The sequence below is a fragment of the Pseudarthrobacter sp. H2 genome (assembly GCF_050157045.1).
GTDB lineage: Bacteria > Actinomycetota > Actinomycetes > Actinomycetales > Micrococcaceae > Arthrobacter.
The window spans coordinates 155,652-181,321 of sequence record NZ_CP189595.1 but is presented as its reverse complement, the minus strand read 5'-3'; the positions used below and the strand labels follow the sequence as shown (position 1 = coordinate 181,321).

Below are 25,670 nucleotides of genomic sequence, written 5' to 3'. Positions count from 1 at the left end.
ACTCCTACTTGACTTCCAGCCCAGCGGGAACCGTGCGTGGTGTCGGGTTCGCTTCTGCCGGGGAGCAGTGCCGCCGGGTACATAAAGTCTCCTAGGGGTGTACGCGTATTCCTGCCGCGCATCGGTCGATAGTCGGGTGGGGTGGATCCGCAGTGCCCGGGCCGGCTCATGTGTGCTTGATGGCCCTGCTGATGGTCGCAAGCGCCAGCTCCACTGCCGGATCAATCAGCTTCACCGGATAGTCATCGCTGTCGCCTGCCAGCAGGGTTGACAGTTCCGTGCAGCCCAAAATGGCCGTCCGGGCTCCTTGCCTTTCCAGCGAGGCGAGAACCGAGTACATATCCTGTAGCAGGGTTGGCCCGGACAGTCCGGCCTTGACCCGGTGAACGACCTCCATGAGCAGAGCCTGCTCTTCCGGCGAGGGCAGGGCGACGCCGAATCCGGCGTCGCCCAGAGCCTCTTGGTAGATTCCTGCTGACAGTGCGCCATCAGTTGCCAACAGACCGATCGGACCGTCGACCGCGTGCCGTTGAACTGCACCGATGGTTGTCTCAATGATGCTGATGAACTCGGTGGGTTTGCCGTCCATGATCCGGGGCAGGTACTTGTGGACGGTGTTGCACGGGACCACAATGATTTCGGCTCCGCACCGTATAAGCTGCCCCAATCCGGCCTCGAGCCAGGGCGAGGGGTCCGGGCCGCCGGCGAGGATGGCTTCCTGACGGTTGGGGACCGTCGGGTCGGCCCAGATCACCACGCGCAGGTGTTCCTGGTCCACGGACGCCGGGGTATGCGCGATGAGTTTGGTGTAGAAGTCTGCCGTGGCCGAGGGCCCCATGCCCCCCAGAATTCCTACCAGCCGGGATGGTTCAGTGACGGCTTGCACGGATTACCCCAGTGCTTCGTTCGGGTAGGCGTACAGGGCCGGTGAGCCGCCGGTGTGGACGAACAGCACGTCGCTGTCCTTGGCGAAGGCGCCCTCCTGGACCAGGCCCACGAGTCCCGCGGCGGTCTTTCCGGTGTACACCGGGTCAAGAAGGATGCCTTCGGTGCGCGCGAACAGCTGGATGGCATCTGTCATTTCCCGGGTCGGCAGCGAGTATCCGGGCCCGACAAACTCGTCGCGGACCAGCACCCGGTCGGCCGGAATCTGCAGGTGGGCGCCTGCGAGCTGCGAGGTCTGGCGGGCGAGGTCCAGAATTTTGGCTTCCTGCGGGCCTTTTTCCGCCCGCACGCTGATTCCGGTAATGGGAATCCCGCTTTGGTTGCCATGGAAGCCTGCCACCAGGCCGGCGTGCGTTCCGCCGGATCCACTCGCGCACACCACGTGATCGATGTCGAGTCCGGTTTCGAAGCTCTGGCTGAGGATCTCTTCGGCACAGGCCACATAGCCCAGGGCACCGAGTGCGTTGGAGCCGCCGCCGGGGACGATGTACGGCGTTCCTCCTTCGGCGATGACCTCCTGTGCCATCTGCTGCATAACGGCCATCAGGTCCGTTCCGCCCGGAACGGGGGTGATGGATTCAGCGCCCAGGAGACGGAACAGCAGGTTGTTACCGCTGGCGGTCTCGCTGTAGGACCCCTCCACCCGTTCCTCGATCAGCAGCCGGCATTTCAGTCCTTCTTTAACCGCAGCCGAGAGAGTCAACCGGCAGTGGTTGGACTGCACGGCCCCCGTGGTGATGATGGTATCGGCGCCCTGGGCCAGGGCATCGGCCATCAGGAACTCGAGTTTACGGGTCTTGTTGCCGCCCGAGCTGAGGCCCAGAAGGTCATCGCGTTTGATGTGGATGCGCGGTCCGCCCAGGTGCTTCGTGAGGTTGGGAAGGAACTCAAGCGGGGTGTTCCCGACGGTGTAGCGGCGGCGGGCAATCTTGGCCAGATTCATGGTGTGTCTTCTTTCTCGATCAGTTCACGGTCCCGGCGTGATGCCGGCCGTGCGGTAGGGGAGCGGGCTGTCCGCTAGAGGGCAAGCACGCTGGTGTTAAGGGGCTGGCCGGGGAAGTACTTTTCCAGCCGGGCATCTCCGGCGAGGGCATGGCCTTCCATTCCTTCGATCCGGGATATCCGCGCCGCGACACGGCCGATGCGGTCGTTGGCCGAGCGCGTCATGCGCTGGTAGGTGACCGTCTTGATGAACTTCCCAACCCAGAGTCCCCCGGTGTACCTGGCGCCTCCGCGGGTGGGGAGGATGTGGTTGGGGCCCGAGGTCTTGTCGCCGTAGGTGACGGTGGTTTCCTCGCCGAGAAAGAGCGAGCCGTAGTTCTGCAGCGTCTTGAGCCACCAGTCGAGGTCGGCGGCCTGGACCTGGACGTGTTCGTTGGCGTACTCATCGGCAAGGGCCGCGGCCTCTTCGCGGGTGTCCGTAACGGCTACCTCGCCCAGGTTCTTCCACGCTGTTGCGGCGATGGAATCTGCCGGCAGCTGCGCGATGGCCCGCGGGATGAGGTCCAGGACAGCCTGCCCCACCTGGCGGGAGGACGTAACAAGGATCGTCTGGGATTCCGCCCCGTGTTCTGCCTGGCTGATCAGGTCCACTGCCACGAGCCACGGATCGGCGGTTTCGTCCGCGATGATCAGTGATTCGGTGGGTCCGGCCACGACGTCGATTCCAACACGGCCGTACAGCAGCCGTTTGGCTTCGGCAACGAACCGGTTCCCGGGGCCCGCGAGGATGTTCACCGGTTTGTCTGTGAAGTGACCAAAGGTCATGGCACCTATAGCCTGCACACCGCCCAGGCTCAGGATGGTGTCCGCGCCGGCGATCGACATTCCGAACAGAGTTGCGGGATGGATTCCATTCTTATCCCGCGGCGGCGAACATGCGGTGACGTGGCCCACGCCGGCTGCTTTGGCCGTGGCAACACTCATCGCCGCGGATGCCAGGTGCGCGAAGCGCCCGCCGGGGACATAGCAGCCTGCTGCAGACACAGGGATCTGACGCTGTCCTACAATCAAACCCGGGTGGGATTCGAACTCGAACTCCTGCAGGCTTTGGCGCTGACGCTGGGCGAATTCACGCACCTGCTTCTGCGCGAAGCGGATATCATCTTTCACCGTCTCGGGCAGGGCCTTTTCGGCCGCGGCGATTTCATCGGGGCTGACGATGAAACTTGCCGGATTCCAGGAATCCAGTTTCTGGGAGTATTCCCGGGTGGCCGCCTCACCTTCGGTTTCCATCCGGTCCAGCATTTCCTGCACGGTGCGGGTGGTCTCGGAAAGGTCCGGCAACATCGCGGGCTGTCCGCGCTTGAGGTATTCAATGGGCATAATTCACTCCTGATCTTTGATTACGGTCGGTTTGTTGGCACGGACAGCGCGTGGTCCCCGGTGCTGGTCGCCTGACGCAGCGCATAGGTGATGATTTGTGCCGCCTGGCGGCAGTGCTTTTCTTCCATCGCGGGCGGGATCCGCATGTCGCAGAGTGTGGCCAGCAGCTTTTCGGTTTGTGGCAGGGTTCCGGCCCCCGCCACGTATTCCCACTGCGAGGGTCTGCTGGTGAAGCCTTCCATCCGGGGTCCCCCAAACCATTTCAGGCCCAGCCCGTGCCCGTGGCAGATGCCGACGAAGTCAGCGATCTGCTCCCCGCTGAGGCCGGGGAGACAGAACTGCAGCGAACTTCCGATGAACTGTTCCTTGGCCGCGCGCTCGATAACGTGGACGCCGTCAATGGAACGCAACAGTTGCTCCACGCACCGGTAGGAAGCAGTCATCCGGCCGGCGCGCTCCGGGAGCAAGTCCAGTTGGGGCAGTGCCAGCGCTGCTGCCAGGGCGCTCAGGCGGAGGCTGTAGTTCGGGATCTGGCCCCGGAGTTTTTCGAAAGAGGACTCGGGCGGCCGGGCAGCATGCTGACCGTAGAGCATGTAGCTGCCGGAGTGGAGTATGGCCCGGGCAGCGAGCTCTTCGTCGTCGGTGACGATGATTCCGCCTTCCCCGGAGTTGATGTGCTTGAACGTCTGGAGGCTGAAACAGGCCGCTGTTCCGAAGGTGCCGGTGGGTTTCCCGTCCCAAGAAGCTCCCAGGGTGTGCGCGCAGTCCTCGATCAGCGTGATGCCGTACTTTGCGCAGATGCCCGACACCTCGTCCATGTCGGATATGTGTCCGCGCATGTGGGACAGCAACAGCGTGCGCGCCCCGGAGGCCAGGGCTTTGCCGACGAGGTCCTGCAGGTCTATGGTGCAGTTGTCCGTCACCTCGACGAGGACGGGCACGGCGCCGGCGTGCTCGATGGCGCCCGGAACCGGAGCCAGCGTGTAGCCGTTGACCAGGACTTTGTCCCCGGGCCGGACGCCTGATGACCTCAGGGCCAGGAAGAGGGCCGCGCCGCACGAGTTCACCCCGACAGCGAATTTTCGGCCCAGCATCTCGGCGAAGCGCTGCTCCAGCAGTGCGGCGTCGTTGAGTTCTCCCGGGGCGGTTTCCCCGTAGCGGAACAGCCGGCCGGTGCGCATCAGCTCGGTGGCCCGGTCTATGCTTTGCTGCGGCATCGGTTCGGGTTGGGTCAGGTCCAGATCGAATCTGGGAGTCACATCGATGTTGTCCACGTGGGTGAGATCCTTTCGGGTCAACTGGATATCTGAAGCGTGGCCTTGATGGATGAGGCGTGGCTAAATTTGCGGGATGGCATTGTTCACCGACGCATATTTTCGGTTCCACCCGGTGAGGATGGAGATCAGCAGAACTGTGATCAGCGTCCAGGCATAGGGGTTCAGGAAGGCGGATGCAATGGAAATCATCGGCAGTCCGTAGTGCGTGGCCGTGGTCAGGACCGTTGCGTACCAGATGATGACGGCGTTGTGCCAGGGCAGCATATAGAAGACGGTGTTGGCGCTGCAGTCCATGAGGTTGGCGATTCTGGCCGGTGCCAGGTTGTGCCGGAGTCCAAGCGGCCGGCCGATGGTCGGACCTACCAGGAGGATAGCGGGGGCGTTGGCACCCAGCGGCACCGTGAACAGCATGGTGATGCCGGCAATCGCGAGTTCGGCGCCCATGACGCCCCGGGTAGCGTGGGCCTCCAGCTTCTGCAGGATCTGGCCCATGAATCCGCTGTCAGCAAGTACCTGCGCCAGGGCCAGGATGAACAGGACAAGCACAACAGCCCCGGTGATGTCAGCGATACCGTTCTGAATGAGCCCGGTCGACTCCCCCCGCTCAGCGGGGATGGAGAAGATGTCCGTAACCTTCATCAGGCCTGTGGCCAGGCCGATGACCATGGCGCTCAGGCTGCCCCACATCAGCGAAACAATGATGTGGTGCCGGCGCATGGCCAGATAAATAACAATCCCGAAGGGCACCAGCATGAGCAGCCCCCAGGGGTTCGCCACCACATCGATGCGGTTGCCCGAGACATCCCCGCCGCCGCCGAAGATGGCCAGCACGACTATCGTCACCGCAGCCGAAATGAGGGTGAAAGGCAGCCTGGCCCTCACCACGTCAGCCATGATCGCCTTCGCCGTGTAGGCCGAGCTAATCGAGGTGTCCGAAATCGGGGCCATGTTATCCCCGAACGCGCCGCCGGCTATCACCGCCACAGCCAACATGGTCGGATCCGCGCCAAGGGCAACCCCGGTCGGATACAGCACCGGAATCAAGGCCAGAACCGCACCGACACTACTTCCCGTTCCAGCAGCGAAAACGCAGGAGAGAATGAATGCCAGCACGGTGAACAGCGCACCTTGCAGACCGGCAGACACTCCCAGCCACAACAGCCCGTTGACCAATCCGCCGCCCGCCAACAGACTGCCGAAAACGCCGGCGAAGATGTAGGCCGTAACGATGACTGCACCCGTGCTGTCCGACAGGCCACGGATAATGGATTCGGCGAAGGCCCGCGGTGTCCGCGTGAGGAGCAACCCCACGACGATGGCCGCGAAGCCCCCGACCCAGAAACTGGAAAGGTTGGCCCGCTCAGCAGCGGACAGCCAGACCAAAACCCCGACCAAAACCAGCGCCGGAACAAGCGCCATCTTCGGGCCCCCGAACATCCGGATCCGCGGCTCAGCAGCCCGGTCCAAGCTCTGCTCGGGCATGTCACTACTGCTAGGGGGTGCGATTGCTACCCCGTCACGCGAAGGATTGCTCATAGTCAAGTCCTGTCCATGGATTCAAACTTTAGATTTTTGATTTTTGATCGAAAACAAGCCTTACATGCTTCAACCCGGCGGTCAATAGTGACTGGGTGAATCTTGTGAATAAGACTTTCGAGGACGGGCTCGCCAGCCTGGATGCGGACGCTGTGCGAGGCGGCGGGCTGGTCAGTGTGGCGCACACGTAGATCCGTTAGTTGATTCTCTCCGGCGACCTGTTGCCGGGCGACCGGGTAACGGTTCGGCCGCTGATCGCGGGCCTGGGGCTTTCGGCCGCACCGATTCGGAGAGCCTTCGCCTCTGTTGATTGCCCAGCCCGGCTGGAATCCCACGACCACCGTGGATTCTTCGTTCCGTCACTGCCCGGCGGATTCCAGTGACCGTAGCATCGTCGCGGAACTGGGCAGAAGCCCATCCACGGTCAGCCGTGGGGTTCGGCGAAACCGGCTACTGGCGGTCCGCCGGCACCTTCCACACGTCGCGCACAAGCAGGCCGCGGCACTACGCCGCCAGCCCGGGCGGGGCAAAACCGCGGCGAATGATCAGCTCCGTGCGTTCATCCGGGGGCATTTGGATCTGCAGTGGAGCCCGCGGCGCATATACACCCGCAACGGTGGGGTTGGGGCGATCGGCGGATGGATTTTCGTACCGGGCTCTTGGGGGGAGAAGATCCTGGCGCCCGGGTGAGGCCCGGAGCCTGTTCAGGTCCCACCTGTTCACCGCCGGCGGCCGGCATTAGGGCCGGTATGAGGGCCGGGGAAGCGACCAACTTCCCCGGCCGGTGAAAAGCCCCGGCCGTGGCAAGCGGCCCAGCCAGTAGGCTTTTGCATCGAAAGGGTGCTCCTTCGCCGGGCAAGATATTGGTCTCGGCAACCAAAGTTTTCACAGCTCAGAGCACCCTTTCCCGGCATAGACTCACGCCTTCCGTGCCAGTCCGATTAAAATCCCGACTAGTGGATGGCTTCGTGAACTTCCTGGCACAGCGCGTGGTATTCCGGCAAAGTTCGTATCTTCTCGGCGTCGATGTACTCGCCGGGCGGTGAGAACACGGACGATTTATCGAGCACCACGCGTCCGGGCCGCGGACTCATGACCATGACCCGGGTTCCAAGGAAGACCGCTTCCTCGACGCTGTGGGTTATGAAGACGATTGTCTTACCGGTACGCCGCCATATCCCGATGAGTTCATTTTGCAGGCGCTCCCTGGTCAATGCGTCCAACGCCCCGAAAGGCTCGTCCATCAGAACAATGTCGGGATCGTTGGTGAGCACGCGCGCAATCTGACAGCGCTGCTGCATGCCGCCGGAGAGTTCATAGGGACGGAGGCCCGTAACATCACTGAGTCCGACCATTTCGATGTAGCGCTCAGCGTCGGCCCGACGTTTAGCCGGGTCGATCCGGCGCAGTTTTGGCCCAAGCTCCACGTTGCGCTGCACGTCCAGCCAGGGGTACAGGGTGGGCTGTTGGAAGACCATCCCGCGATCAGCGCCCGGGCGGTCCACGCGCTTACCGTTCATGGTAATTGAGCCGCTTGTCGGCTGCATGAACCCGGCGAGGAGGCGCAAAAAGGTGGTCTTGCCGCACCCTGAGGGTCCGGCCAGGCAGAGGAATTCCCCGGGCTCTATCGTCAGGTCGAGACGATCAATCGCCTTCACGCGCTGGCCGCCCTTGCCCGTGAAGGAGTGGGTCAGTCCTGTTATTTCGACAGCGTGGCTCATCGCGCCGTCTTGGCAAAGCTGCTGTCCACCGCGTCAGCGTAGACCTCTGGGGCGCTTACGGCCTGGATGGAGCCCTGTATGAGAAGGAAGTCCGCTGTGGCTGCGAGGTCCTTACCCAGCTTTTTGCCCATCGCGTCATCGGCAACCTGCTCGGTGGCCCGCAGATACCTGAATCCGGTGAATTGCTTTACAGCATCCTTGGGGTTGATGCCCAATTCAACGGCAATGCTCTGCGCAGCCTTGTCGGGGTTTTCGCTGATCATCTTGACGGCGTAGTCCTGGGCCTTCGTCCACTGCGTCATGAACGCCGGGTTCTCCTTTACGAAGGCAGTGCGGGCGGTGCCCAGGTCATAGGTCGCCGTTCCGGCCGTGGCGACCTTCCCGTTATCGGAGATCAAATGGCCGGTGGCACCGAGTTCGTCGAGGACGGGGCTCCATACCCAGGCGGCATCAATCTGGCCGCCTTGCCACGCCGCCGTCATCTGCGCCGGCGAGAGATTGACCAGCTTGACGTCGTTCCGGGAGTCAATCCCGGCTTGCTTGAGCGCCTGTAGCAGCGCGAAGTGTGACGTGGAGCTGAACGGTACAGCAATCGTTTTGCCTTTCAGCTCGCTCACGGACTTGATTGCGTCATCGCGCACGACCAGCGATTCGGCGTTGCCGATGACGTCGAACATCCACACCACCGAGATGGGCATCTTCAGCGGCTCAGAGAGCGCCATCGTTACCGGGGACGAGCCGATGTATCCAACGTCAATGCTGTTTGCCCCATACGCTTGGAGCACGTCGGCGCCGGAGGTGAAGACCGACCACTTGATCGTGGCGTTCGGCATGCACGCCTCCAGAATGCCCTGGTCCTTCACAATCGGATCACCATTGGGAACCTTCTGATAGGCGATTCGCACGGTGCCCTTCACAGAGTCGTCTGCTGCCCAGGGGCACTTGGCGTTTCCCGCGGCGGGGGCAGTAGAGCGGCCCGTCTCCACGCAGCCGGTGAGCGCGAGTATGAGCACAGCACTGGATATCAGGATTTTTTTCGACAAAACGGTTTTCATGAACGGCTCCTCAAGAGGACTATCAGGTGGAAGGGATAGGTCATACGTGGCCGCGCCAGGGAACCAGGAGGCGCTCGGTGAGTTTGAGGGCGCCGTCCAGTGCTACCGCGGTCACGCCGATGACGATGATGCATGCAATTGTCAAAGGAGTCTGGAGTTCGGTACCGGATAGATAAGCCAGTCCGCCGATGCCGGGGATCCCGTTGCTGAGTTCGGCGGCAACGACTGTCGTCCAGGCGAAGGCGACCGCGATGCGGATACCGGTCAGGACCTCGGGCAGGGCGGACGGGACGATTACATGGAACACCGACTGCCAGCGGGAGGCTCCGAGGGACAAGGCCGCGTTGATTTGGTCCTCTTTGATGCCGCGCACCCCGCTGATCGTGGCCACTGCGATCGGTGGAAATGCAGCCAGGAACAGAAGCCAGTTTTTTGACGTGTCGCCGATGCCAAACCAAACGATCAGGATCCCGATGTAGCCAAGGGGTGGAAGAGCACGCAGATAGTTCAGGTATGGCTCGATGACGATGCTGATTTGCCGGACGGTCGACATGAGCAGGCCAAGCGCGATGCCGAACACGATGGCTGCACCGACGCCTATGCCAATGCGTTGCAAACTGGCAATCAGGTGTTCCCACAGGTAGTAGTTTTGCGCCCCGCGCACCATGCGGTCGATGCCGGGCGCAATATTGTGGTCCGTGTTGGCTTCGACAAAGGCGTTCCATACCGCACCGGGAGAGGGAAGGAACAGCGGACGAACAAGTTGCAGCGAAGTCACCAGCCACCACAGGAATACGCCTACCAACAAGGTGATACTGCGTATGACCCATGAACGGCCGAGAATAGCGCCAATCCGTTTCGAAGAACTGGGAAGCCCCGGCGGCGTGGACAGGGCTGGTTCTCCGCCCGGCGCCGCCCCTGCTTTATTGTTGTGAATCACAGAGGCGGTCGCACTCGATACCGCGTCGCTCGAACGGTCGCTCATAGCCAACTCCTACTCTGGATTCTGACCTAAAATTTTTGATTTTTGATTGAAAAAAAGCCTTACATGCTTCAACCCGGCGGTCAAGAGTGATAGTTTGAATTTTGTGAATAAGACTTTCGAGGCCGGGCGTGTCAGCATGGATGTGGACGCTGTACGCGGCGACGGATTGGTCAGCGTGGCGCACACGGAGATCCGTAAGTTGATTCTCTCAGGCGACCTGTTGCCGGGCGACCGGGTCACGGTTCGGCCGCTGATCGAGCGCCTGGGGCTCTCGGCCACGCCGATTCGAACAGCTCTCGCCACCCTTGAGCGCCAGGGCCTGCTGGAATCCCACGACCACCGTGGATTCTTCGTTCCGTCGCTGAGTGTTGATGACCTGATGGAGATCTACGAACTCCGGGAAGCACTCGAAGGAATAGCGAGCCGCCGGGCCGCGCAATCCCCTTCGCGTCTCGAACTTGCCGACGACATGGACCAACTCCTGGAAGAACAGCGCGCGGCCGTCGCCGCCGGGGATCTATCCGGTTATGTGGAGCTGGATGTCAGATTCCACCAGCTGATGTGGCTTGGTTCCGGAAACAAACGGTTGGTCGGCGTTGCCGATAACCTCTTCGGCCAGATGCGCATGGGAAACAACATTTCTGCACGCGTACCCGGGCGCCCGGAAGCATCACTCAGCGAGCATGAAGCCATCGTTGACGCGCTTCGGGCCGGGGACCCGCGCGCCGCTGAAAAAGCAGTTCGATTCCATATCCGCACGGCAGGAAAGGCCCTGTCTCAACTTATGGATCGTAACTCCTAAGCCCCCAAGGGCGAGATTACCCTCCTCATAACCTGGCACAGTGTGCGCGGTACCGGTGCACCAGAGAGAGTTCATCCATTGTGAACAACGAAGAACTGACATGCATAGCGGCCGGCTTCGGGGTGGATGGAACCGGCCGTATGGACATTTGGCGTGAGCGCATCAGCCAAGACCATCCGGTGCTTGAAAGTGTCCGAGGGTGGGCGCCGGTCTCTACAAGGCCGCCAGACTACGTACGGCGTCCGTTAAGCAATGGAGATCGCGAAGGCGCACTGGAGCAAACCGGAGCCTCCCACACCTGGGACCGGGCCGAGGGAGAATCGATCGCTGAACGGGTTGAGGAGACGTTGGCTCGAATCGAGGCACACGCTGATCTCAACGCATTCACCCGCGTCTTTTTCAGGGAAGCCCTGGCCGATGCCCGTTTGCTGGACGCCAGACTCGCCCGGGGAAAAACCATCGGTCCGCTTGGCGGTGCGATTGTCACCGTGAAAGACATCATGGGGGTCCGTGGTTCACGGATTTCCGCGGGGACGGCGGCCCTGCGCTCCGATAACGGGAAGGATTCGCTCGTCGTGTCCCGCCTGCGCGCCGCTGGCGGGATCATCATCGGTACCGCGAATCTCCATGCGCTGGCCTACGGCCCGTTCAGCACAAGCAGCGATTTCGGGCCCGTACGCAACCCGCTGAACAAGGCCGTCGTGGCCGGTGGCTCAAGCGGCGGATCCGCAGCCGCCGTGGCCGCCGGCCTGGCCGACATAGCCGTAGGAACCGATACCGCCGGGTCCATCCGCATGCCCGCCGCACTGTGCGGTGTCGTAGGTGTGAAACCCACGTATTCAACAGTGCCCTCCAAAGGCACGCAACCCCTGGCTCCCAGCCTCGACCACATCGGCCCGCTGACCCGGACAATCGCGGACGCACAAGCTGCCCTGAATGCCATGCGTGGCTTCGACGGGAAAGAAATCAAGGTCGCCGATGGCATTCACTTCAGCGAAAGGCCGCTCACGGGCGTAACGATCGGTCTCGCCGACTCCTACGTAGAGGGCTTGCTGGCCCCGCCGATCCGCGCAGCCTTCGAGCAGGCCAAGGGACTTGTGCGCGAACTGGGTGCACGTCTCAGGCGGATCCACCTGCCCACTTTGGCAGCGGCGCCGGGGATCATGCTGTGCACCTTGGGACCCGAGGCTCTCCACACGTTCAAAGACCTGCTCAGAGAGCGGGCCAGCATGCTGCCCGACGATGTCCGCCTGAGGCTGGAGGCGGGAATGTTCATCACAGCGGCAGACTACGCGCACTGCCAGCTGCTGCGTCAGGACCTTCACCACGAGGTCGAAACCGCTTTCGACCAAGTGGATGTCATTATGACTCCAACGATGCCCATTACAGCTCCGCTGCTTAACGAGATAGACGGAAACTCGGACGACGAGGGCCCGAACCGCTTGCGTGGAAGTATGAACGCCCTCACCCTGCCGTTCAACCTCACGGGGAATCCGGCCCTCAGTCTTCCGTTCCTGCTTGATGAACGCGGGGCAGGCATCGGAATGCAACTCGTCGGCGCCCGGTACGCAGATTCTCACTTACTGATGCTGGCTTCCATTATCGAAGCAAATATGGGCGCGCTCCGGAGCGCTCCATCCTATGGCTCCTAAACGCGCGCCTGTGGCATTCCGGGTCCTGCGCCGAAAACTATCCGCGCAGATTTACGGCACTATCAGGGGCAGGGGCATGGGTGAGGCCTTTCGTGACCGGATCATCGTGATGAAGAAGAGCAAACCCGTGGCACGGCTCACCCAGCCATCAGCCTGCTTCACAGAGTATGAGGCACAGGAGCCAACGGCTCTGTGCCTTTCGGTTGGAGAAAGCGAGGAGTCCCGGGTCAACTCCGCCCGGCATGCGTCCTTGGCAGGGTTTCAAGGACAGTCCCACAGGTTGGGAGAGCAAGGAACCGTGGCAGGAGTTTATGGCAGCCCGACGGCGGAGTCCGCAGGAGCTGCCCGCCTCGGATGCGGGTGCTTCGGGCTTCAGCCTCGGCTGAGTCCTTGGGTACTTGAACGGGACCCGGGCGGGACGGTGGCTGCTGCCATGTCTCGCCCGAAGCCGTCCATTAGGAAAACGTATGCTCTCCCGTTTGAAATTACCTGCGAGGAACACCCCCGGTATCCGCCGCGGCCCCGGAATCCATTCATCATCGGCCTCTAAGCGGCATCGTTTACGAGTGTCGATAAGCCGTACCCGCCCACTCGTCGCTGTGTGCCTGGCAACGTCCTTGCTGGGAGTCGATCCTCAACTGCACGTGTTGGCGATGCCGGTTGTCAGCGAGGCCTTCCGGGCAGGTCCGACCGAGAACGCGGTCCTGCGTTCACTGGCGACGGTCGTGCTGGCCGTCACGATGTTGGGGGCTGGCCGCTGGAGCCAACGTTGGGGCCTGCGCAGAGCCGCTGTGCTTGCCGCGGCGGCACTGACGGGCTCCAGTCTCCTAAGCGCACTTGCCTGGGATGTGCCGTCCCTGGCAACGGGCCGCCTCGTGACAGGCGCGGCCACAGCCGTGCTCTTCGCCGCCGGACTAGCTGTGCTCGCGGGCAATTACAGGGGACGGGCTCTGACGATTGCGTGCTCCATGTGGCTCGCCTGGGATGCAGCCGCGATCCTTCTCGCCGGTCCGTTGGGCGGAGACCTGGTGGATGCCGCCGGCTGGAGGAGTGCCTACATGCTCACGGCATTGGCGGCGGCCCTGGCCTGCGGCGCCTGCCGTGTTCTGCTGCATCCGGTTCCGGGCCAACGCAAGTTTCCGGGTACACGAATCCTGCCCCTGCTGCGCCACCGCGGCTTCCTTGCCGCAGGCTTAGCAGGGCTGGGGTTCAACTTCTCCAACGGATTCTTCCTGGGCGCCTACCCCATCCTCGGCGCCGCGGCAGGGATACCTACGGCAACAGTGGGACTGGTCACGGCACTGATCGGCGGCGGCAGCGTCTTCGGTGCGCTCATAGCCGGTTTCGCCAGAGGCTGCCTCAGACTTAACGGCCGTGCAATGTATCTCAGCGGACTTGGTTTGCTCGTGACCGCAGGTGTGGCGCAGACGCTGATTTCCCCGGCAACCCTTGTTACTGTGCCCTTGCTTGGTTGTCTGGTCGTGGGAGCCGCAGTCATGTGGGTACAGCAACCGCAGTCCGAGCTGATGTTCGAAATCGCGGGGCCTTCGCGCACCGCGGCAGTTGCTCCCGTCAAGACGTCACTAGGTCAACTGGGGATGGCCGCAGGGCTTGCCGCCGCCAGCCCCGTTCTATCATTGTTCGATTCAGCAGGAGCCCTCGGATCCTACGCGGCCGGATCAGTCGTTGCCGCCGTTGTTCCGTTCGCCGCCGCAGTAACCGTGGTTATCCTGCTCTGGCAAAATCCGCGAGGAGACTAGTGGTCATTTTCGTTAGTTCGTCGGGTTCAGATCCACGCGGTGGGGTCGTTGAGGTAGAGGCCGCAGGCGGTGTCGAGGGCTTCTTCGGCGGTGCCGCCGGCCAGCCCGGTGGGCAGGTAGTTGTCCTGGTAGTCCTCGTGACTGGCCCGGTAGATCGCGAAGCCCCAGGCGTTGGCGTAACCGGCGTAGCGTAACCGGCACAGCGGCAGGACTTCCCCGCCGGGCAGGACGGCGTCGACGTAGGCGAAACCGGCCCGGAAACGGAGGTTGACCGTGCTGATTTGCGGCCAGCGTTCTTTGGCCCGTGCGGCCAGGCGCTGGTCCAGCGAGGTCTTCGTCGACTCGGGAATCCTGGCCATGTGCTCCATTCTGCCCCAAAGTGCTGTGCGGGGCGTACAACGGAAGGCATGAGAGTTCAAAGCCCCTACCCGGTCGTCCCGACCCCGGCGGAGGAGGGCGTCCTGAGGATCCGGGCGCGCTCGGAACGGCTGGCATTCCGGGACGTGGTGCGTGCCCGGATCGTGCTGGCCGCAGCCCGGGGGGAACCCAACGCCGCCATCGCCGCGGCGCTGCAGGTCCATGTCGATACCGTGCGCAAATGGCGCCGGCGCTTTGCCGCCGGCGGCCTGAAGGCTCTGGCCGACCTGCCGCGGTCCGGGCGTCCGTGCACTTTCACCCCGGTCCAGGTCGCCGGAATCAAGGCCCTGGCCTGCACCCCGCCGGCGGAGAAAGACCTGCCGCTGACACGCTGGTCCAGCGCGGAACTGGCCGCCCAGGCCGTCGCCGAGCACCTGGTCGAGACGATCAGCGCGGCCACGGTGGCCCGCTGGCTGGCCGAAGACGCCATCAAACCCTGGCAGCACCGGTCCTGGATTTTCCCCCGCGACCCGGCCTTCGGCCCCAAGGCCGCCCGCGTCCTGGACCTCTACGGGCGCACCTGGAACGGCGTTGAACTCGGTGCGGACGATTACGTGATCAGCGCCGATGAGAAGTCCCAGCTGCAGGCCCTGCGCCGGCGCCATCCGGGACTGGGGCCGGCTCCCGGGCGCACCCGGCGGATCGAGTTTGAATACCGCCGCGGCGGGACCCTGGCCTACTTCGCCGCCTACGACGTCGACCGCGCGAACGTCATCGGCACCATCGCACCCAAGGCAGGGATCGAGCCCTTCGCCGTCCTGGTGGAGAAGGTCATGACCACCGAACCGTACGCGTCAGCCAACCGGGTGTTCTGGGTAGTGGACAACGGCTCCTCCCACAACGGGGCCCGCTCCATCGGGCGGATGAGCGAAGCGTGGCCGACCGCGGTCCTGGTGCACCTGCCCGTGCATGCCTCCTGGCTGAACCAGGTCTCTGTTAACCGGCCCTGGACGAGCGGACTCGCCCGGGCGGCGACTTCAAAGACCTCGGCGAACTCGAGGAACGGATCCTGGCCTTCCAGGAACGCTACAACACCACCGCCGAGCCCTTCGACTGGAAATACACCCGCACCGACCTCAACGAATACCTGCGCCGTCTCGCCAAACACGAGGACCTGACAGGCCACCGGAAAGCCGCGTAACCCCCGACGAACTAACGAAAATGACCACCAGTGCGTCAGTAGCGGCGGCTGCCATCTTCGTGACCGAGCGGCTGCGGTACCGCAGCCGCTCGGGAGCATCATCGCGGACACCGCCGTGGTGCTAACCACGGCGACTGCAGGGGCCCTTCCCGGCGCCTGCAGTATCGGGGGCTGTACTGACATCTCCGTAGCGGCAGGCCCCACAGGACACTGGTTAGCTAATTACGTCGACCGTGGTCCTGTGGATTCATAGGCTGCTTGGCCTGGGGGCGGGCGTTGGGACAGAGCGCACGAAGACCGGGCCAAAACCGCTAGGGTCCTTGCACGATTTCTTTCCCACGATCTCCTCGAAAAGGAGCTGGGCGGCACGTTCGCCGATGAGCTGCCGCGGCTGGCTGATCGAGCTGAGCGGAATGCTTGATTGGGACGCGAAGTCGATGTCGTCGAAACCGATGATTGCGATCCTCGGGCACACGGAGTCCGTTGGCGGCGAAGGACTGCACGAGTCCGAGTGCCAGCTGGTCGTCGGCGGCAAACACGGCGTCCGGCCGCTTGTCGGGTTGGAGATTTCCGATGAGATCGCCGATCTGGCGCCCGCGCTCAAACTTCAGATCGGGTTTTTCAAATAATTGAATTCGGACCCCCTCCTGTTCGGGGGTCGAGGACCATCCCGCGGAAAAGTAGCGCTAAGGATCAATCCGACCGCAACGATTGCTAGCGTCGATCGTTGAGAGAGCATGGCTGGTGAATATTTAACGGCTGCCGAAGAGGCGGCGTACGGGCGGTATGCGCATGAAGCTCCGGGACAGTCGGTGTTGGATCGGGGTTACGTCCATTAGCGTGGTGTAACGGCCCACCTCGGGCGTGTTGCCAGATGCGAAGGCGGTCACCGCGTGATCCTTGGAAATGACAGTCCAATGTCTTTCCTGAAGGAGAACTCCGCGATGACCGCACCTTATTCTATCGATCCGACCTGTTTTCTGTCCGAGCAGCTCGAGCAGGCGTCCTCTGACCTGCTCCGCCAGATGCTCCAGACCTTCATCACCGCCCTGATGGGTGCCGAGGCCGACGCCGTCTGCGGCGCCGAATACGGCATCGCCTCCACGGAGCGGGTAAACTCCCTCAACGGGTACCGGCACCGGGACTTCGACACCCGTGCCGGGACCCTTGACGTCGCCATCCCGAAGCTGCGCCAGGGCACGTATTTCCCGGACTGGCTGCTGGAACGCCGCCGCCGGGCCGAGGCCGCCCTGACCTCCGTCGTGGCAACCTGCTACCTGCTCGGGGTGAGCACCCGGCGGATGGAGAAACTCGTCGAATCCCTGGGTATCACGCGCCTGTCCAAGTCCCAGGTCTCCATCATGGCCCGGGACCTCGACGAACAGGTCGAGCAGTTCCGGACCCGGCCCCTGGACGCGGGCCCGTACACGTTCGTCGCCGCCGATGCGCTGGTGCTGAAGGTCCGCGAGGGCGGGCGGGTCGCGAACGTCCATGCCCTGGTCGCGACCGGCGTCAATGCCGACGGGCACCGGGAAGTCCTGGGGATCCAGGCCACCTCGTCCGAGGACGGGGCCGCCTGGCTGGGATTCTTCCGCGACCTCACCGCCCGGGGACTCTCCGGGGTGAAGCTGGTGACCTCCGATGCCCACGCCGGGCTCGTCGCGGCGATCGGGGCGACCTTGCCCGGAGCGTCCTGGCAGCGTTGCAGAACCCACTACGCGGCGAATCTGATGTCCCTCACACCCAAGACCTCCTGGCCCTGGGTGAAAACCCTGCTGCACAGTGTTTACGACCAGCCCGACGCGGACGCCGTGCACGCCCAGTTCGACCGCGTCCTGCGCGCCCTGGAAGAGAAGCTGCCCAAGGTCGCGGACCGCCTCGAAGCCGCCCGCGCCGACGTGCTCGCGTTCACGCCATTCCCGAAAGGCCTCTGGCGGCAGGTGTGGTCCAACAACCCGCACGATCGAACGCCTCAATCGCGAGATCAGAAGGCGGACAGACGTGGCCGGGATCTTCCCGGACCGGAACTCCCTCATCCAGCTTGTGGGCGCCGTCCTGTCCGAGCAACCCGATGACTGGATCGAAGCCCGCCGCTACCTCAGCCTGGACATCATCCAACACGCCCAGGCCGTCGGCACCACGACCACAGAGGAGGCAGTGAACACCCCAGAACTGGCGCTCAGCGCCTAAAGAAACCAAGGATCACGCGGCAACCGCGTTACACCACGCATTTGGACTTGACCCATCATCCTGTGCGTGGCCTGTCTGGGGCTGCGGGCAGGTGAGGTCGTGCAACTGCACATGGAGGATCTCAGTTGGTCCAACGCCACTATGCGGATCCGTGCCCGTAAGACCTGTCATGGCGCATTGCTGCCGCTGACCAACGAGGTCGGCAAGGACCGGCCGCCGCTGGCTCCCACTTTTCCGCTTGATCTGGCCCTGTGCGTCCCAACGACACCTGCGTAGGTTGGGGCTACACCTGAAGGAGTGATCGGAATCACTTCGTCACAATGCTGTGCGGACCGACCTCCGGTGGGCCTTAGCCTGGCGCATCGTGGCACAGGCTCCGAATAGGTTTCGTCAGAGCATCCTGGAGGACACGTGTATCAAGCCGAACCCCGGCAGGTTGAGAATGCCGGCCTTAGCAAAGGCCTCAAGAACAGACACATGAATTTGATTGCCATTGGGGGCGTCATTGGTGCCGGGCTATTCGTCGGCAGTGGCGTTGTAATCAGCAGCACCGGCCCGGCCGCAATCATTTCCTTTGCCATCGCAGGCGTCATCACTTTGCTCCTCATGCGGATGCTGGCTGAAATGGCCGTTGCGCGCCCGGTGGTGGGCTCTTTTTATGTATATGCGCGCCAAGCCCTAGGCCAGCGTGCGGGGTTCACCACCGGCTGGATGTATTGGTACTTCTTTGTGATTGTCGTTGCCGTTGAGGCGATAGCCGGCGGCCGCATCATCCAACTGTGGTTCCCCATGGTCCCGCTGTGGATACTCAGCCTCGGCCTGATGGTGGTGCTGAGTGCAACCAACATGGTTTCGGCCCGTTCCTTTGGCGAGTTCGAGTACTGGTTCAGCTCCATCAAGGTAGTTGCCATCGTGGTGTTCCTAGGGTTGGGCATCCTGTGGATTACCGGGCTGTGGCCCGAGTCCACCCCGGGAATCGGCAACCTGTTTGACCACGGCGGCTTCACGCCGTTGGGCTGGGGCGCGGTGCTGGCCGCCGTCGTTCCCTGCGTGGCCTTCTACACCGGAGCGGAAATCATCACCATTGCGGCCGCCGAGTCGGAGGACCCCGAGCGTTCCGTCAGGAAGGCTATGCGCTCCATTGTGGCCCGGGTGGTGACTTTCTACGTAGGGTCGATATTTGTTGTGGTGGCCATCCAGCGATGGGACGCCGAGAGCGTCGGGGTGAGCCCGTACGCGGCTGTATTGGACGTGATGGGCATTCCAGCGGTGTCCACCATCATGAACGTCATCGTTCTCACTGCCGTGCTCTCCTGCCTGAACTCCGCGTTGTACACCACCTCGCGGATGCTGTTTGCCCTCACCCGCAACGGCGATGCCCCCAGGTTCTTCACCAAACTGTCCAAGGGCGGCGTCCCGCGCCGCGCCATCCTGCTGGGCACCACCGTGGGGTACGTTTCCGTTGTCTGTGTCTACATGTGGGGCGATGTGGTGTTCTCTTTCCTGGTGAACTCCTACGGTGCCGTGGCACTCTTCGTCTACCTCGCCATCGCCGTCTCCCAGGTGGTGCTGCGCAAACGACTGGACCAGGACGACCCTGCGGCGCTGAAGCTGAAGATGTGGCTGTTCCCGTGGCTGAGCTACGCAACCATCGCACTCATGCTCTCAGTGATCGCAGCCATGGCATTGCTGCCCAGCACCCAGACCCAGTTTGTGATGAGCGGCGTGACGCTCATTGTCATCCTGCTCAGCTACGAGCTGCGCCGGCGCTACGGCAGGAAGCCGGGAGAAGATGCCGGCAACGACGCCGCCGAACTGCCCGAGGACCTGGCCGGGACCGACGAGGAGCTGCAGGCAGACCCGGACAACGAAGCAGTAGCAGCCCGCACCTGATCTTCAGGCCGGAGCGACCATCCGGCCCGCGGAGCCCGCTGCGGGACAGTGCCAACGGAGGCACCGTCCCGCAGCGGGCTCTAGTGTTTTAAGGCAGGTCCCTTGCGCCCGATGGCGCCCGACGGACGACCGTTGTCAGCGGCGTCCGGCCAGCATGGCCAGGACCTGCCCGACGACGGCGCTGGTGGTTCCGCGGGACAGGTCCAGGGAGATGTTCCGCCGGTAGTACGGTGAGAGATCCAGCCCGACGCCCAGTCCGAAGATCTCCACGCTGCCTGCGGCCTCGTGCGCTGCCACCGCATCCTGCAGGTGCTGTTCCAGATAGTGGCCGTCGTTGGCCAGGGCGGTGGCGCCGTCCATCGGGCTGCCGTCGGAAACCACCAGCAGGATGCGCCGTTCGGCGTCGTTGCTTCCGGCGCCGCCGTTGAGGCGAGCACAGGCCCAGTCCACGGCTTCGCCGTCGACCCCCTCACGGAACAGGTCCTTCTTCATCAGCCCGGCAATCCCCGGGCGGGCCCGCCGCCACGGGGTATCGGCGTCCTTGAAGACCAGATGCCGCACCTCGTTGAGCCGCCCCGGATGTGCGGGCCTGCCGGCGCGGATCCAGTCCTTCCCGGCACGGCCGCCGTTCCAGGCGGCGGTGGTGAAGCCGAGGATCTCGCACCGCGCACCGGCGAGTTCGAGGGCGCGCGCATAGACGTCCACGAGTGCGGCCACGGCGGCACTGTATTCCTTCATGGACCCGGAGCAGTCAACCAGGAACGTCACCGTGGCATCGGTCCGGGGTTCGATCCGTTCGGTCCTGAAGACCCTGCGGTCGCCGGAGGACGTGACCAGCCGGGCGAGCCGGCTGCCGTCGATCCGGCCCTCTAAGGCGTCGCCGTCCCAGCCGTCGTGGATGGCGGTGGACAGCACCGCTCCCAGGGCGCGGCCCAGCCGGGGCACGTTGATGCCTTGGCGGGCGATATCATCGTCGAGCTGTTGCCGGTAGCCGCGGAGCAGCCCGGCGCGGATCAGGTCCGCGGCCTGGAACTGGCGGTCATGGGCCGTGGTGAACTTCCGGTAGCCGCCGCCGGCCGGAAGGGCATCGCTGTGCCCGTACCCTGCGGTGGGGACGGCGTCGCCGTTGCTGTCCTGGTCGAAGAGCAGCCGGAACTGCGGCACCCGGCTGCTCGAGCGGGCGGGCCGCGCTTCGCGGGCTTCCAGGTGCTCGCTGAGGGCGGCAACGGTTTCCGCAATGGCAAGGGCATGGCGGGCGAAACCGGACTGGGAGAACCGTTCCCGGCGCAGGGCGGCCAGATGGGTGCCGAGGTACGGGGCAAGCTCGGCCCGGGTCGATTCGATCCGGTCCTCGAAGTCGGGGGACATCGGCTCGGCAGTGATCCGCGCCCGGCAGACCTGGGCGACGGTGAAGAGGATGATCCCCAGGGCCGTGTCGACCAGGGTGGACGCCTCGAACTCCCGGGACCACTGCTGGAAACGGCCGTTCAGGTTGGCCCGGACCCCCGGCATGGCGGGGTGGGACAGCGACTCGGTGCGGAACTGTTCCAGCATCTCGAACACCAGCAAGCGCGCGGGCGTCGCCGGGCAGAGCCGGCCGTGGAGGGCGGCGTCGCTGTGCCGCAGCCGCAGAGCCATGCCGTCGGCTGCGCCGCGGAAGGAAGCCAGGGCGGCGTCGTTGTCATCCGGGTGCAGATGCGGGGCGGGCATGGCCACCGGGGTGCTTTCCCGGTAGAGGGCAGGGCCGCGGAAATGCAGGCCGCCCTGCCCGCTGAGCGCGCGCATGGCCGCGGCGCACAGTTCAACGGTCTGCTTGCGGCGGCGCAGCGACGCGGCCGCTTGGTGCCGGGAGGCGGTCTCCGCCAGTTCCTTCGCCGCCTGCTCCGTCTGTTCCGCCAGCGAGGCCATGGGCGGGCCTATCCGGCCGCGGCGGCGAAGACAGCGGCGGTCTGCGGTGTGTCCGGCAGATACCCTGCCGTCCGCGGTGCTTCCAGTTCCCGGTCGAAGCAGCGCTGGAAGTATTCGGCGATGACAGGCTGCTCGGCTTCGTCGCATTTGTTGACGAAGGACAGCTGGAACGCTTTGCCCGGATCGCCGAAGATCTCGATGTTTTCGGCCCAGGTGATCACAGTGCGCGGGGACATCAGGGTGGACAGATCGCCCACCCGGAAGCCGTCCCGCGTCAGCTTGGCCACGGCCACCATGGAGGCCACCATTTTCCGGCCGGCCGGGTAATCCATCTCCGGCAACCGTGACAGCACAATCCCGATCTCGTCCTCCGCCGGAGGGTGGTTCAGGGCCGCGACGATGTTCCAGCGGTCGATCTGGGCATGGTTGAGCCGCTGGACGCCGTGGTACATGCCGTTGAGGTTACCCAAGCCCACGGTGTTGGCCGTGGCAAAGAGCCGGAAGCCGGGGTGCACGTCCAGGACCCGGTTCTGGTCGAGCAGTGTCAGCTTGCCGTCGCGCTCCAGGAGCCGCTGGATCACGAACATCACGTCCGGCCGCCCGGCGTCGTACTCATCCAGGATCAGGGCCATAGGCCGCTGGATGGCCCAGGGGACAATGCCCTCCTGGAACTCGGTGATCTGCTTGCCGTCTTTCAGGACCACGGTGTCCCGGCCCACCAGATCAAGCCTGCTGATGTGGCCGTCCAGGTTCACCCGCACGCAGGGCCAGTTCAGCCGTGCAGCCACCTGCTCGATATGCGTGGACTTGCCTGTCCCGTGGAGCCCTTGGAGCAGCATCCGCCGGTTGCGGGTGAACGCGGCCAGGATGGCCAGCGTGACGTCGTGGTTGAACCGGTAGGCCGGGTCCACCTCGGGGACGTGCTCGTCGGCTTCCCGGAATCCAGCCACCATCAGGTCCGAGTCGAGGTTGAACACCTCCCGGACGGAGAGCATTTCATCGGGCATCAGGCGCGTCAGCTGGTCCACAGCTCGTCCTCCGCCCCGTCGGCGCCGCCCGCTCCGGCCGGGCTGCCGCCGTCGGCCGTTCCTTCCCCGGCGCCGGACTCGGCCTCGATCCGGCCGATCGCCGCCGCAGCACGCTGCAGGGCGGGAAGCAGCTTCAGCCCCTTCTCCGGGGTGAGCCGCATGACCGGAGCCTGGACGGCAACGCAGAGGTTGGACACGGCATTGCTCGTGGGCACCAGCACCGCGACGCAGACCATGCCCGGCAGGAATTCCTCGTCATCGATCGCGTAGCCGTCCCTGCGGACGCGCTGAAGCTGCTCTTCGATCAGTTCGGGGTCCGTCACGGTCTTGTTCGTGTAGCGCTCCAGGGGCGCGGCGGCAATGAGGCGCTTGCGCTGTGCCGGGCTGAGCTGGGAGAGGATCATCTTCCCGCTGGCCGAGCAGTGGACCGGAACCCTGGAACCGGCCTGCAGCGTGATCCGCAGCGGTTCGGAGGTTTCGATGCGGTCCAGGTAGACCACCTCGCTGCCGGACACGGCCGTCACGTTGCAGCTTTCGCCCAGTTCCGCGACCAGGTTGCGCAGCACGGCACGGCGTGCCCCGTGGTGCATGTCGTTGATCAGCAGGTCCTCGGCCATGCGCCGCAGCCGGACCCCGGTCCCGTAGTGCCGGCCGTTGTTTTCACGGATCAGCAGGCCGGAGCTTTCCAGCTGCTGCAGCATGCGGTGCAGGGTGGGCTTGGGGGTGCCCGTTTCCTCCACCAGGCCCTGGAGGGTGAAGAGCTGGTCCTTCGTGGCGATCAGTTCCAGCAGCGAGAACAGCCGCATGGTGGGGGTGTCCCCGGCCAGCTCTGTCGGTGCCTGCGCGCCCGGCTCACCGAGCCTGTGAATCTCAGCCATCTGTTGTCCTCCACCTGGTCAAGCCGCACTCTCTTCGGCATCTATTTCCAGAATATCGTACTTCCCGTTCCAAATATTTGAAATACCCGTTGACGATGCCTGACTTTTGCCATAATCTCGGCAACAGTACCAAAACAGGAACTTACCGTTCCATTTTTTATATATCTAGCGTATCTAGGCGAAGTCCTGGAAAAGGAGCAGTCAACATGAGCCAGAGCACCGTCGAGGAATCCGTCGGAATTTCACGCGCCGAGGACGGCACTGCAGAAGCGTCCGTCACGGAGGCATCCGGCGCGCAGGGCAATGGCGCCCCGGCCCAGGAAGCACCGGCCAAGGGCGCGCGTGAAGTAGTCAAGGGCGTACAGAAGATGACGCCGTCGGAGGCCTTCGTGGAGACCCTGGTCGCCAACGACGTCACCGACATTTTCGGCATCATGGGTTCAGCTTTCATGGACGCCATGGACATCTTTGCCCCCGCCGGCATCCGCCTGGTCCCGGTGGTCCACGAACAGGGTGCCGCGCACATGGCCGATGGCTATGCCCGGGCCAGCGGCCGTCATGGCGTGGTCATCGGCCAGAACGGTCCCGGCATCAGCAACTGCGTCACCGGCATCGCCGCCGCATTCTGGGCCCACAGCCCCGTCGTCATCGTGACGCCCGAGGCCGGCACCACGGGGATCGGGCTCGGCGGCTTCCAAGAAGCCAAGCAGCTGCCCATGTTCCAGGAATTCACCAAATACCAGGGCCACGTGACGCACCCGGCCCGGATGGCCGAATTCACCGGCCGCTGCTTCGACCGTGCCATGTCCGAAAACGGACCCACCCAGCTGAACATCCCGCGTGACTACTTCTACGGCGAGATCACCACCGAGATCCCGCAGCCGCGCCGCGTGGACCGCGGTGCCGGCGGCACCAGGAGCCTGGACGAGGCCGCGGCCCTGCTCGCTACGGCCAAGTTCCCGGTGATCGTATCCGGCGGCGGCGTGGTCATGGCCGACGGCGTCGAGGAATGCAAAGCCCTCGCCGAGCGCCTGGGCGCCCCGGTCGTCAACAGCTACCAGCACAACGACTCCTTCCCGGCCAGCCACCCGCTCTGGGCCGGACCGCTCGGCTACCAGGGATCCAAGGCCGGCATGAAGCTCATCTCCCAGGCCGACGTCGTCATTGCCCTGGGCACCCGTTTGGGCCCTTTCGGCACCCTGCCGCAGTACGGTGCGGCCTACTGGCCCGCCGAAGCCAAGATCATCCAGATCGACGCGGACCACACCATGCTCGGCCTGGTCAAGAAGATCAGCGTCGGCATCTGCGGCGATGCCAAGGCCGTGGCCCTCGAACTGGGCAAACGACTGGACCAGCTCACCCTTACCTGCGACGCCACCAAGGCCGAGCGTGCCGCCACCATCAAGGCGGAAAAGGAAAGCTGGGAAGAGGAATTGACGGCGTGGACTCATGAGAAGGATGAGTACAGCCTGGACATGCTCGAGGAGCACAAGAACGAGGAGGGCAACTGGCTGTCCCCGCGCCAGGTGCTGCGCGAACTGGAAAAGGCGATGCCGGAGAACGTCATGATCTCCACCGACATCGGCAACATCAACTCCGTCGCCCACAGCTACCTCCGCTTCGAGAAGCCGCGCAGCTTCTTCGCCCCGATGAGCTTCGGCAACTGCGGCTACGCGCTGCCGACCATGATCGGCGCCAAGGCTGCGGCCATGGACCGACCCGCAGTGGCCTACGCCGGCGACGGCGCCTGGGCCATGAGCATGGGCGAAGTCCTCACCGCCGTCCGGCACGACATCCCGGTCACCGCCATCGTCTTCCGCAACCGCCAGTGGGGTGCGGAGAAGAAGAACCAGGTGGAGTTCTACAACCGCCGCTTCGTGGCCGGCGAACTGGATAACGAGAACGAGAGCTTCGCCGCCATGGCACAGACCATGGGCGCCGAAGGCATCGTCGTCGACCAGCTCGACGAGGTCGGCCCCGCTCTCAAGCGCGCTCTCGCTGCCCAGATGGATGAAGGCAAGACCACCGTCATCGAGATCATGTGCACCCGCGAACTGGGTGATCCCTTCCGTCGCGATGCCCTCGCCAAGCCGGTCCGCATGCTCGAGAAGTACAAGGACTACGTCTAAACCGGACGGCACGCCCAAGAAGTCGTAG

At 64.0% G+C, this 25,670-nt stretch carries 18 protein-coding genes and 2 pseudogenes; 7 read left to right on the top strand and 13 right to left on the bottom strand.

The window, feature by feature from the left end:
* Positions 1 to 166: 166 nt before the first annotated feature.
* From ACQCSZ_RS25255 to ACQCSZ_RS25220, 8 genes are all read right to left on the bottom strand, one after another.
* Complete coding sequence (locus ACQCSZ_RS25255; protein ID WP_427008538.1) at positions 167 to 886, bottom strand: aspartate/glutamate racemase family protein; 720 nt, start codon at positions 884 to 886, stop codon at positions 167 to 169.
* Positions 887 to 889: 3 nt separating this feature from the next.
* Entirely contained in the window at positions 890 to 1,888 is a 999-nt protein-coding gene (locus tag ACQCSZ_RS25250; protein WP_427008537.1) for a D-cysteine desulfhydrase, read from the bottom strand.
* Positions 1,889 to 1,962: 74 nt separating this feature from the next.
* Complete coding sequence (hisD, locus tag ACQCSZ_RS25245) at positions 1,963 to 3,270, bottom strand: histidinol dehydrogenase (protein WP_427008536.1); 1,308 nt, start codon at positions 3,268 to 3,270, stop codon at positions 1,963 to 1,965.
* Positions 3,271 to 3,290: 20 nt separating this feature from the next.
* The gene (locus tag ACQCSZ_RS25240) at positions 3,291 to 4,544 is read right to left on the bottom strand and encodes a DegT/DnrJ/EryC1/StrS family aminotransferase (protein ID WP_427008535.1); all 1,254 of its coding nucleotides are present in this window, start codon (positions 4,542 to 4,544) and stop codon (positions 3,291 to 3,293) included.
* A gap of 63 nt (positions 4,545 to 4,607) precedes the next feature.
* Positions 4,608 to 6,029, bottom strand: coding sequence for a Na+/H+ antiporter NhaC family protein (locus ACQCSZ_RS25235; protein WP_427008534.1), 1,422 nt, complete (start codon positions 6,027 to 6,029; stop codon positions 4,608 to 4,610).
* A 1,007-nt stretch (positions 6,030 to 7,036) separates the two neighbouring features.
* The gene (locus ACQCSZ_RS25230; protein ID WP_427008533.1) at positions 7,037 to 7,804 is read right to left on the bottom strand and encodes an ABC transporter ATP-binding protein; all 768 of its coding nucleotides are present in this window, start codon (positions 7,802 to 7,804) and stop codon (positions 7,037 to 7,039) included.
* Positions 7,801 to 8,859: an ABC transporter substrate-binding protein gene (locus ACQCSZ_RS25225; protein WP_427008532.1), complete on the bottom strand. Its 1,059-nt coding sequence runs from the start codon at positions 8,857 to 8,859 to the stop codon at positions 7,801 to 7,803. The genes ACQCSZ_RS25230 and ACQCSZ_RS25225 overlap by 4 nt, the downstream gene beginning before the upstream one ends.
* A gap of 40 nt (positions 8,860 to 8,899) precedes the next feature.
* The gene (locus tag ACQCSZ_RS25220) at positions 8,900 to 9,844 is read right to left on the bottom strand and encodes an ABC transporter permease (protein WP_427008531.1); all 945 of its coding nucleotides are present in this window, start codon (positions 9,842 to 9,844) and stop codon (positions 8,900 to 8,902) included.
* Positions 9,845 to 9,890: 46 nt separating this feature from the next.
* Here ACQCSZ_RS25220 and ACQCSZ_RS25215 point away from each other — a divergent pair, with 46 nt between their 5' ends.
* From ACQCSZ_RS25215 to ACQCSZ_RS25205, 3 genes are all read left to right on the top strand, one after another.
* Positions 9,891 to 10,646, top strand: a complete 756-nt coding sequence (locus ACQCSZ_RS25215; RefSeq protein ID WP_427008530.1) for a GntR family transcriptional regulator — start codon at positions 9,891 to 9,893, stop codon at positions 10,644 to 10,646.
* A gap of 80 nt (positions 10,647 to 10,726) precedes the next feature.
* Positions 10,727 to 12,298, top strand: a complete 1,572-nt coding sequence (locus ACQCSZ_RS25210) for an amidase (RefSeq protein ID WP_427008529.1) — start codon at positions 10,727 to 10,729, stop codon at positions 12,296 to 12,298.
* A gap of 467 nt (positions 12,299 to 12,765) precedes the next feature.
* Entirely contained in the window at positions 12,766 to 14,058 is a 1,293-nt protein-coding gene (locus tag ACQCSZ_RS25205) for an MFS transporter (RefSeq protein WP_427008528.1), read from the top strand.
* Positions 14,059 to 14,084: 26 nt separating this feature from the next.
* Here the strand turns inward: ACQCSZ_RS25205 and ACQCSZ_RS25200 are convergent, their stop codons facing one another.
* Positions 14,085 to 14,417: a hypothetical protein gene (locus ACQCSZ_RS25200; protein ID WP_427008527.1), complete on the bottom strand. Its 333-nt coding sequence runs from the start codon at positions 14,415 to 14,417 to the stop codon at positions 14,085 to 14,087.
* A 48-nt stretch (positions 14,418 to 14,465) separates the two neighbouring features.
* Between ACQCSZ_RS25200 and ACQCSZ_RS25195 the strand changes: the two genes are divergently transcribed.
* Positions 14,466 to 15,593, top strand: coding sequence for an IS630 family transposase (locus tag ACQCSZ_RS25195; RefSeq protein ID WP_427008526.1), 1,128 nt, complete (start codon positions 14,466 to 14,468; stop codon positions 15,591 to 15,593).
* A gap of 270 nt (positions 15,594 to 15,863) precedes the next feature.
* Here ACQCSZ_RS25195 and ACQCSZ_RS25190 read toward each other — a convergent pair.
* Positions 15,864 to 16,155 (bottom strand): annotated as a pseudogene (locus ACQCSZ_RS25190) (substrate-binding domain-containing protein).
* Positions 16,156 to 16,560: 405 nt separating this feature from the next.
* On the opposite strand from ACQCSZ_RS25190, the pseudogene ACQCSZ_RS25185 reads away from it, so the two are divergent.
* Positions 16,561 to 17,806: pseudogene (locus ACQCSZ_RS25185) on the top strand (IS256 family transposase).
* 477 nt (positions 17,807 to 18,283) lie between these two features.
* Positions 18,284 to 19,699, top strand: coding sequence for an amino acid permease (locus ACQCSZ_RS25180; RefSeq protein WP_427008525.1), 1,416 nt, complete (start codon positions 18,284 to 18,286; stop codon positions 19,697 to 19,699).
* A 135-nt stretch (positions 19,700 to 19,834) separates the two neighbouring features.
* On the opposite strand, the gene ACQCSZ_RS25175 is transcribed toward ACQCSZ_RS25180, so the two are convergent.
* The 3 genes from ACQCSZ_RS25175 to ACQCSZ_RS25165 form a co-directional block, all read right to left on the bottom strand.
* Positions 19,835 to 21,484, bottom strand: a complete 1,650-nt coding sequence (locus ACQCSZ_RS25175) for a cobaltochelatase CobT-related protein (protein WP_427008662.1) — start codon at positions 21,482 to 21,484, stop codon at positions 19,835 to 19,837.
* 131 nt (positions 21,485 to 21,615) lie between these two features.
* Positions 21,616 to 22,614 carry an AAA family ATPase gene (locus tag ACQCSZ_RS25170; protein ID WP_427008661.1) on the bottom strand — a complete coding sequence of 333 codons (999 nt, stop codon included), beginning with the start codon at positions 22,612 to 22,614 and terminating at the stop codon, positions 21,616 to 21,618.
* Between the two features lie 8 nt (positions 22,615 to 22,622).
* Positions 22,623 to 23,513, bottom strand: coding sequence for an IclR family transcriptional regulator (locus ACQCSZ_RS25165; protein WP_427008524.1), 891 nt, complete (start codon positions 23,511 to 23,513; stop codon positions 22,623 to 22,625).
* A gap of 368 nt (positions 23,514 to 23,881) precedes the next feature.
* Between ACQCSZ_RS25165 and xsc the strand changes: the two genes are divergently transcribed.
* Entirely contained in the window at positions 23,882 to 25,642 is a 1,761-nt protein-coding gene (xsc, locus tag ACQCSZ_RS25160) for a sulfoacetaldehyde acetyltransferase (RefSeq protein ID WP_427008660.1), read from the top strand.
* Positions 25,643 to 25,670: the final 28 nt, after the last annotated feature.

Coding starts and splice junctions, on each gene's coding strand:
- ACQCSZ_RS25250 (WP_427008537.1), bottom strand. CDS start 1,888: ATGAATCTGGCCAAGATTGCCCGCCGCCGCTACACCGTCGGGAACACC.
- hisD (WP_427008536.1), bottom strand. CDS start 3,270: ATGCCCATTGAATACCTCAAGCGCGGACAGCCCGCGATGTTGCCGGAC.
- ACQCSZ_RS25235 (WP_427008534.1), bottom strand. CDS start 6,029: ATGCCCGAGCAGAGCTTGGACCGGGCTGCTGAGCCGCGGATCCGGATG.
- ACQCSZ_RS25230 (WP_427008533.1), bottom strand. CDS start 7,804: ATGAGCCACGCTGTCGAAATAACAGGACTGACCCACTCCTTCACGGGC.
- ACQCSZ_RS25225 (WP_427008532.1), bottom strand. CDS start 8,859: ATGAAAACCGTTTTGTCGAAAAAAATCCTGATATCCAGTGCTGTGCTC.
- ACQCSZ_RS25220 (WP_427008531.1), bottom strand. CDS start 9,844: ATGAGCGACCGTTCGAGCGACGCGGTATCGAGTGCGACCGCCTCTGTG.
- ACQCSZ_RS25205 (WP_427008528.1), top strand. CDS start 12,766: ATGCTCTCCCGTTTGAAATTACCTGCGAGGAACACCCCCGGTATCCGC.
- ACQCSZ_RS25200 (WP_427008527.1), bottom strand. CDS start 14,417: ATGGCCAGGATTCCCGAGTCGACGAAGACCTCGCTGGACCAGCGCCTG.
- ACQCSZ_RS25195 (WP_427008526.1), top strand. CDS start 14,466: ATGAGAGTTCAAAGCCCCTACCCGGTCGTCCCGACCCCGGCGGAGGAG.
- ACQCSZ_RS25180 (WP_427008525.1), top strand. CDS start 18,284: ATGAATTTGATTGCCATTGGGGGCGTCATTGGTGCCGGGCTATTCGTC.
- ACQCSZ_RS25175 (WP_427008662.1), bottom strand. CDS start 21,484: ATGCGCGCGCTCAGCGGGCAGGGCGGCCTGCATTTCCGCGGCCCTGCC.
- ACQCSZ_RS25170 (WP_427008661.1), bottom strand. CDS start 22,614: ATGCCCGATGAAATGCTCTCCGTCCGGGAGGTGTTCAACCTCGACTCG.
- ACQCSZ_RS25165 (WP_427008524.1), bottom strand. CDS start 23,513: ATGGCTGAGATTCACAGGCTCGGTGAGCCGGGCGCGCAGGCACCGACA.
- xsc (WP_427008660.1), top strand. CDS start 23,882: ATGACGCCGTCGGAGGCCTTCGTGGAGACCCTGGTCGCCAACGACGTC.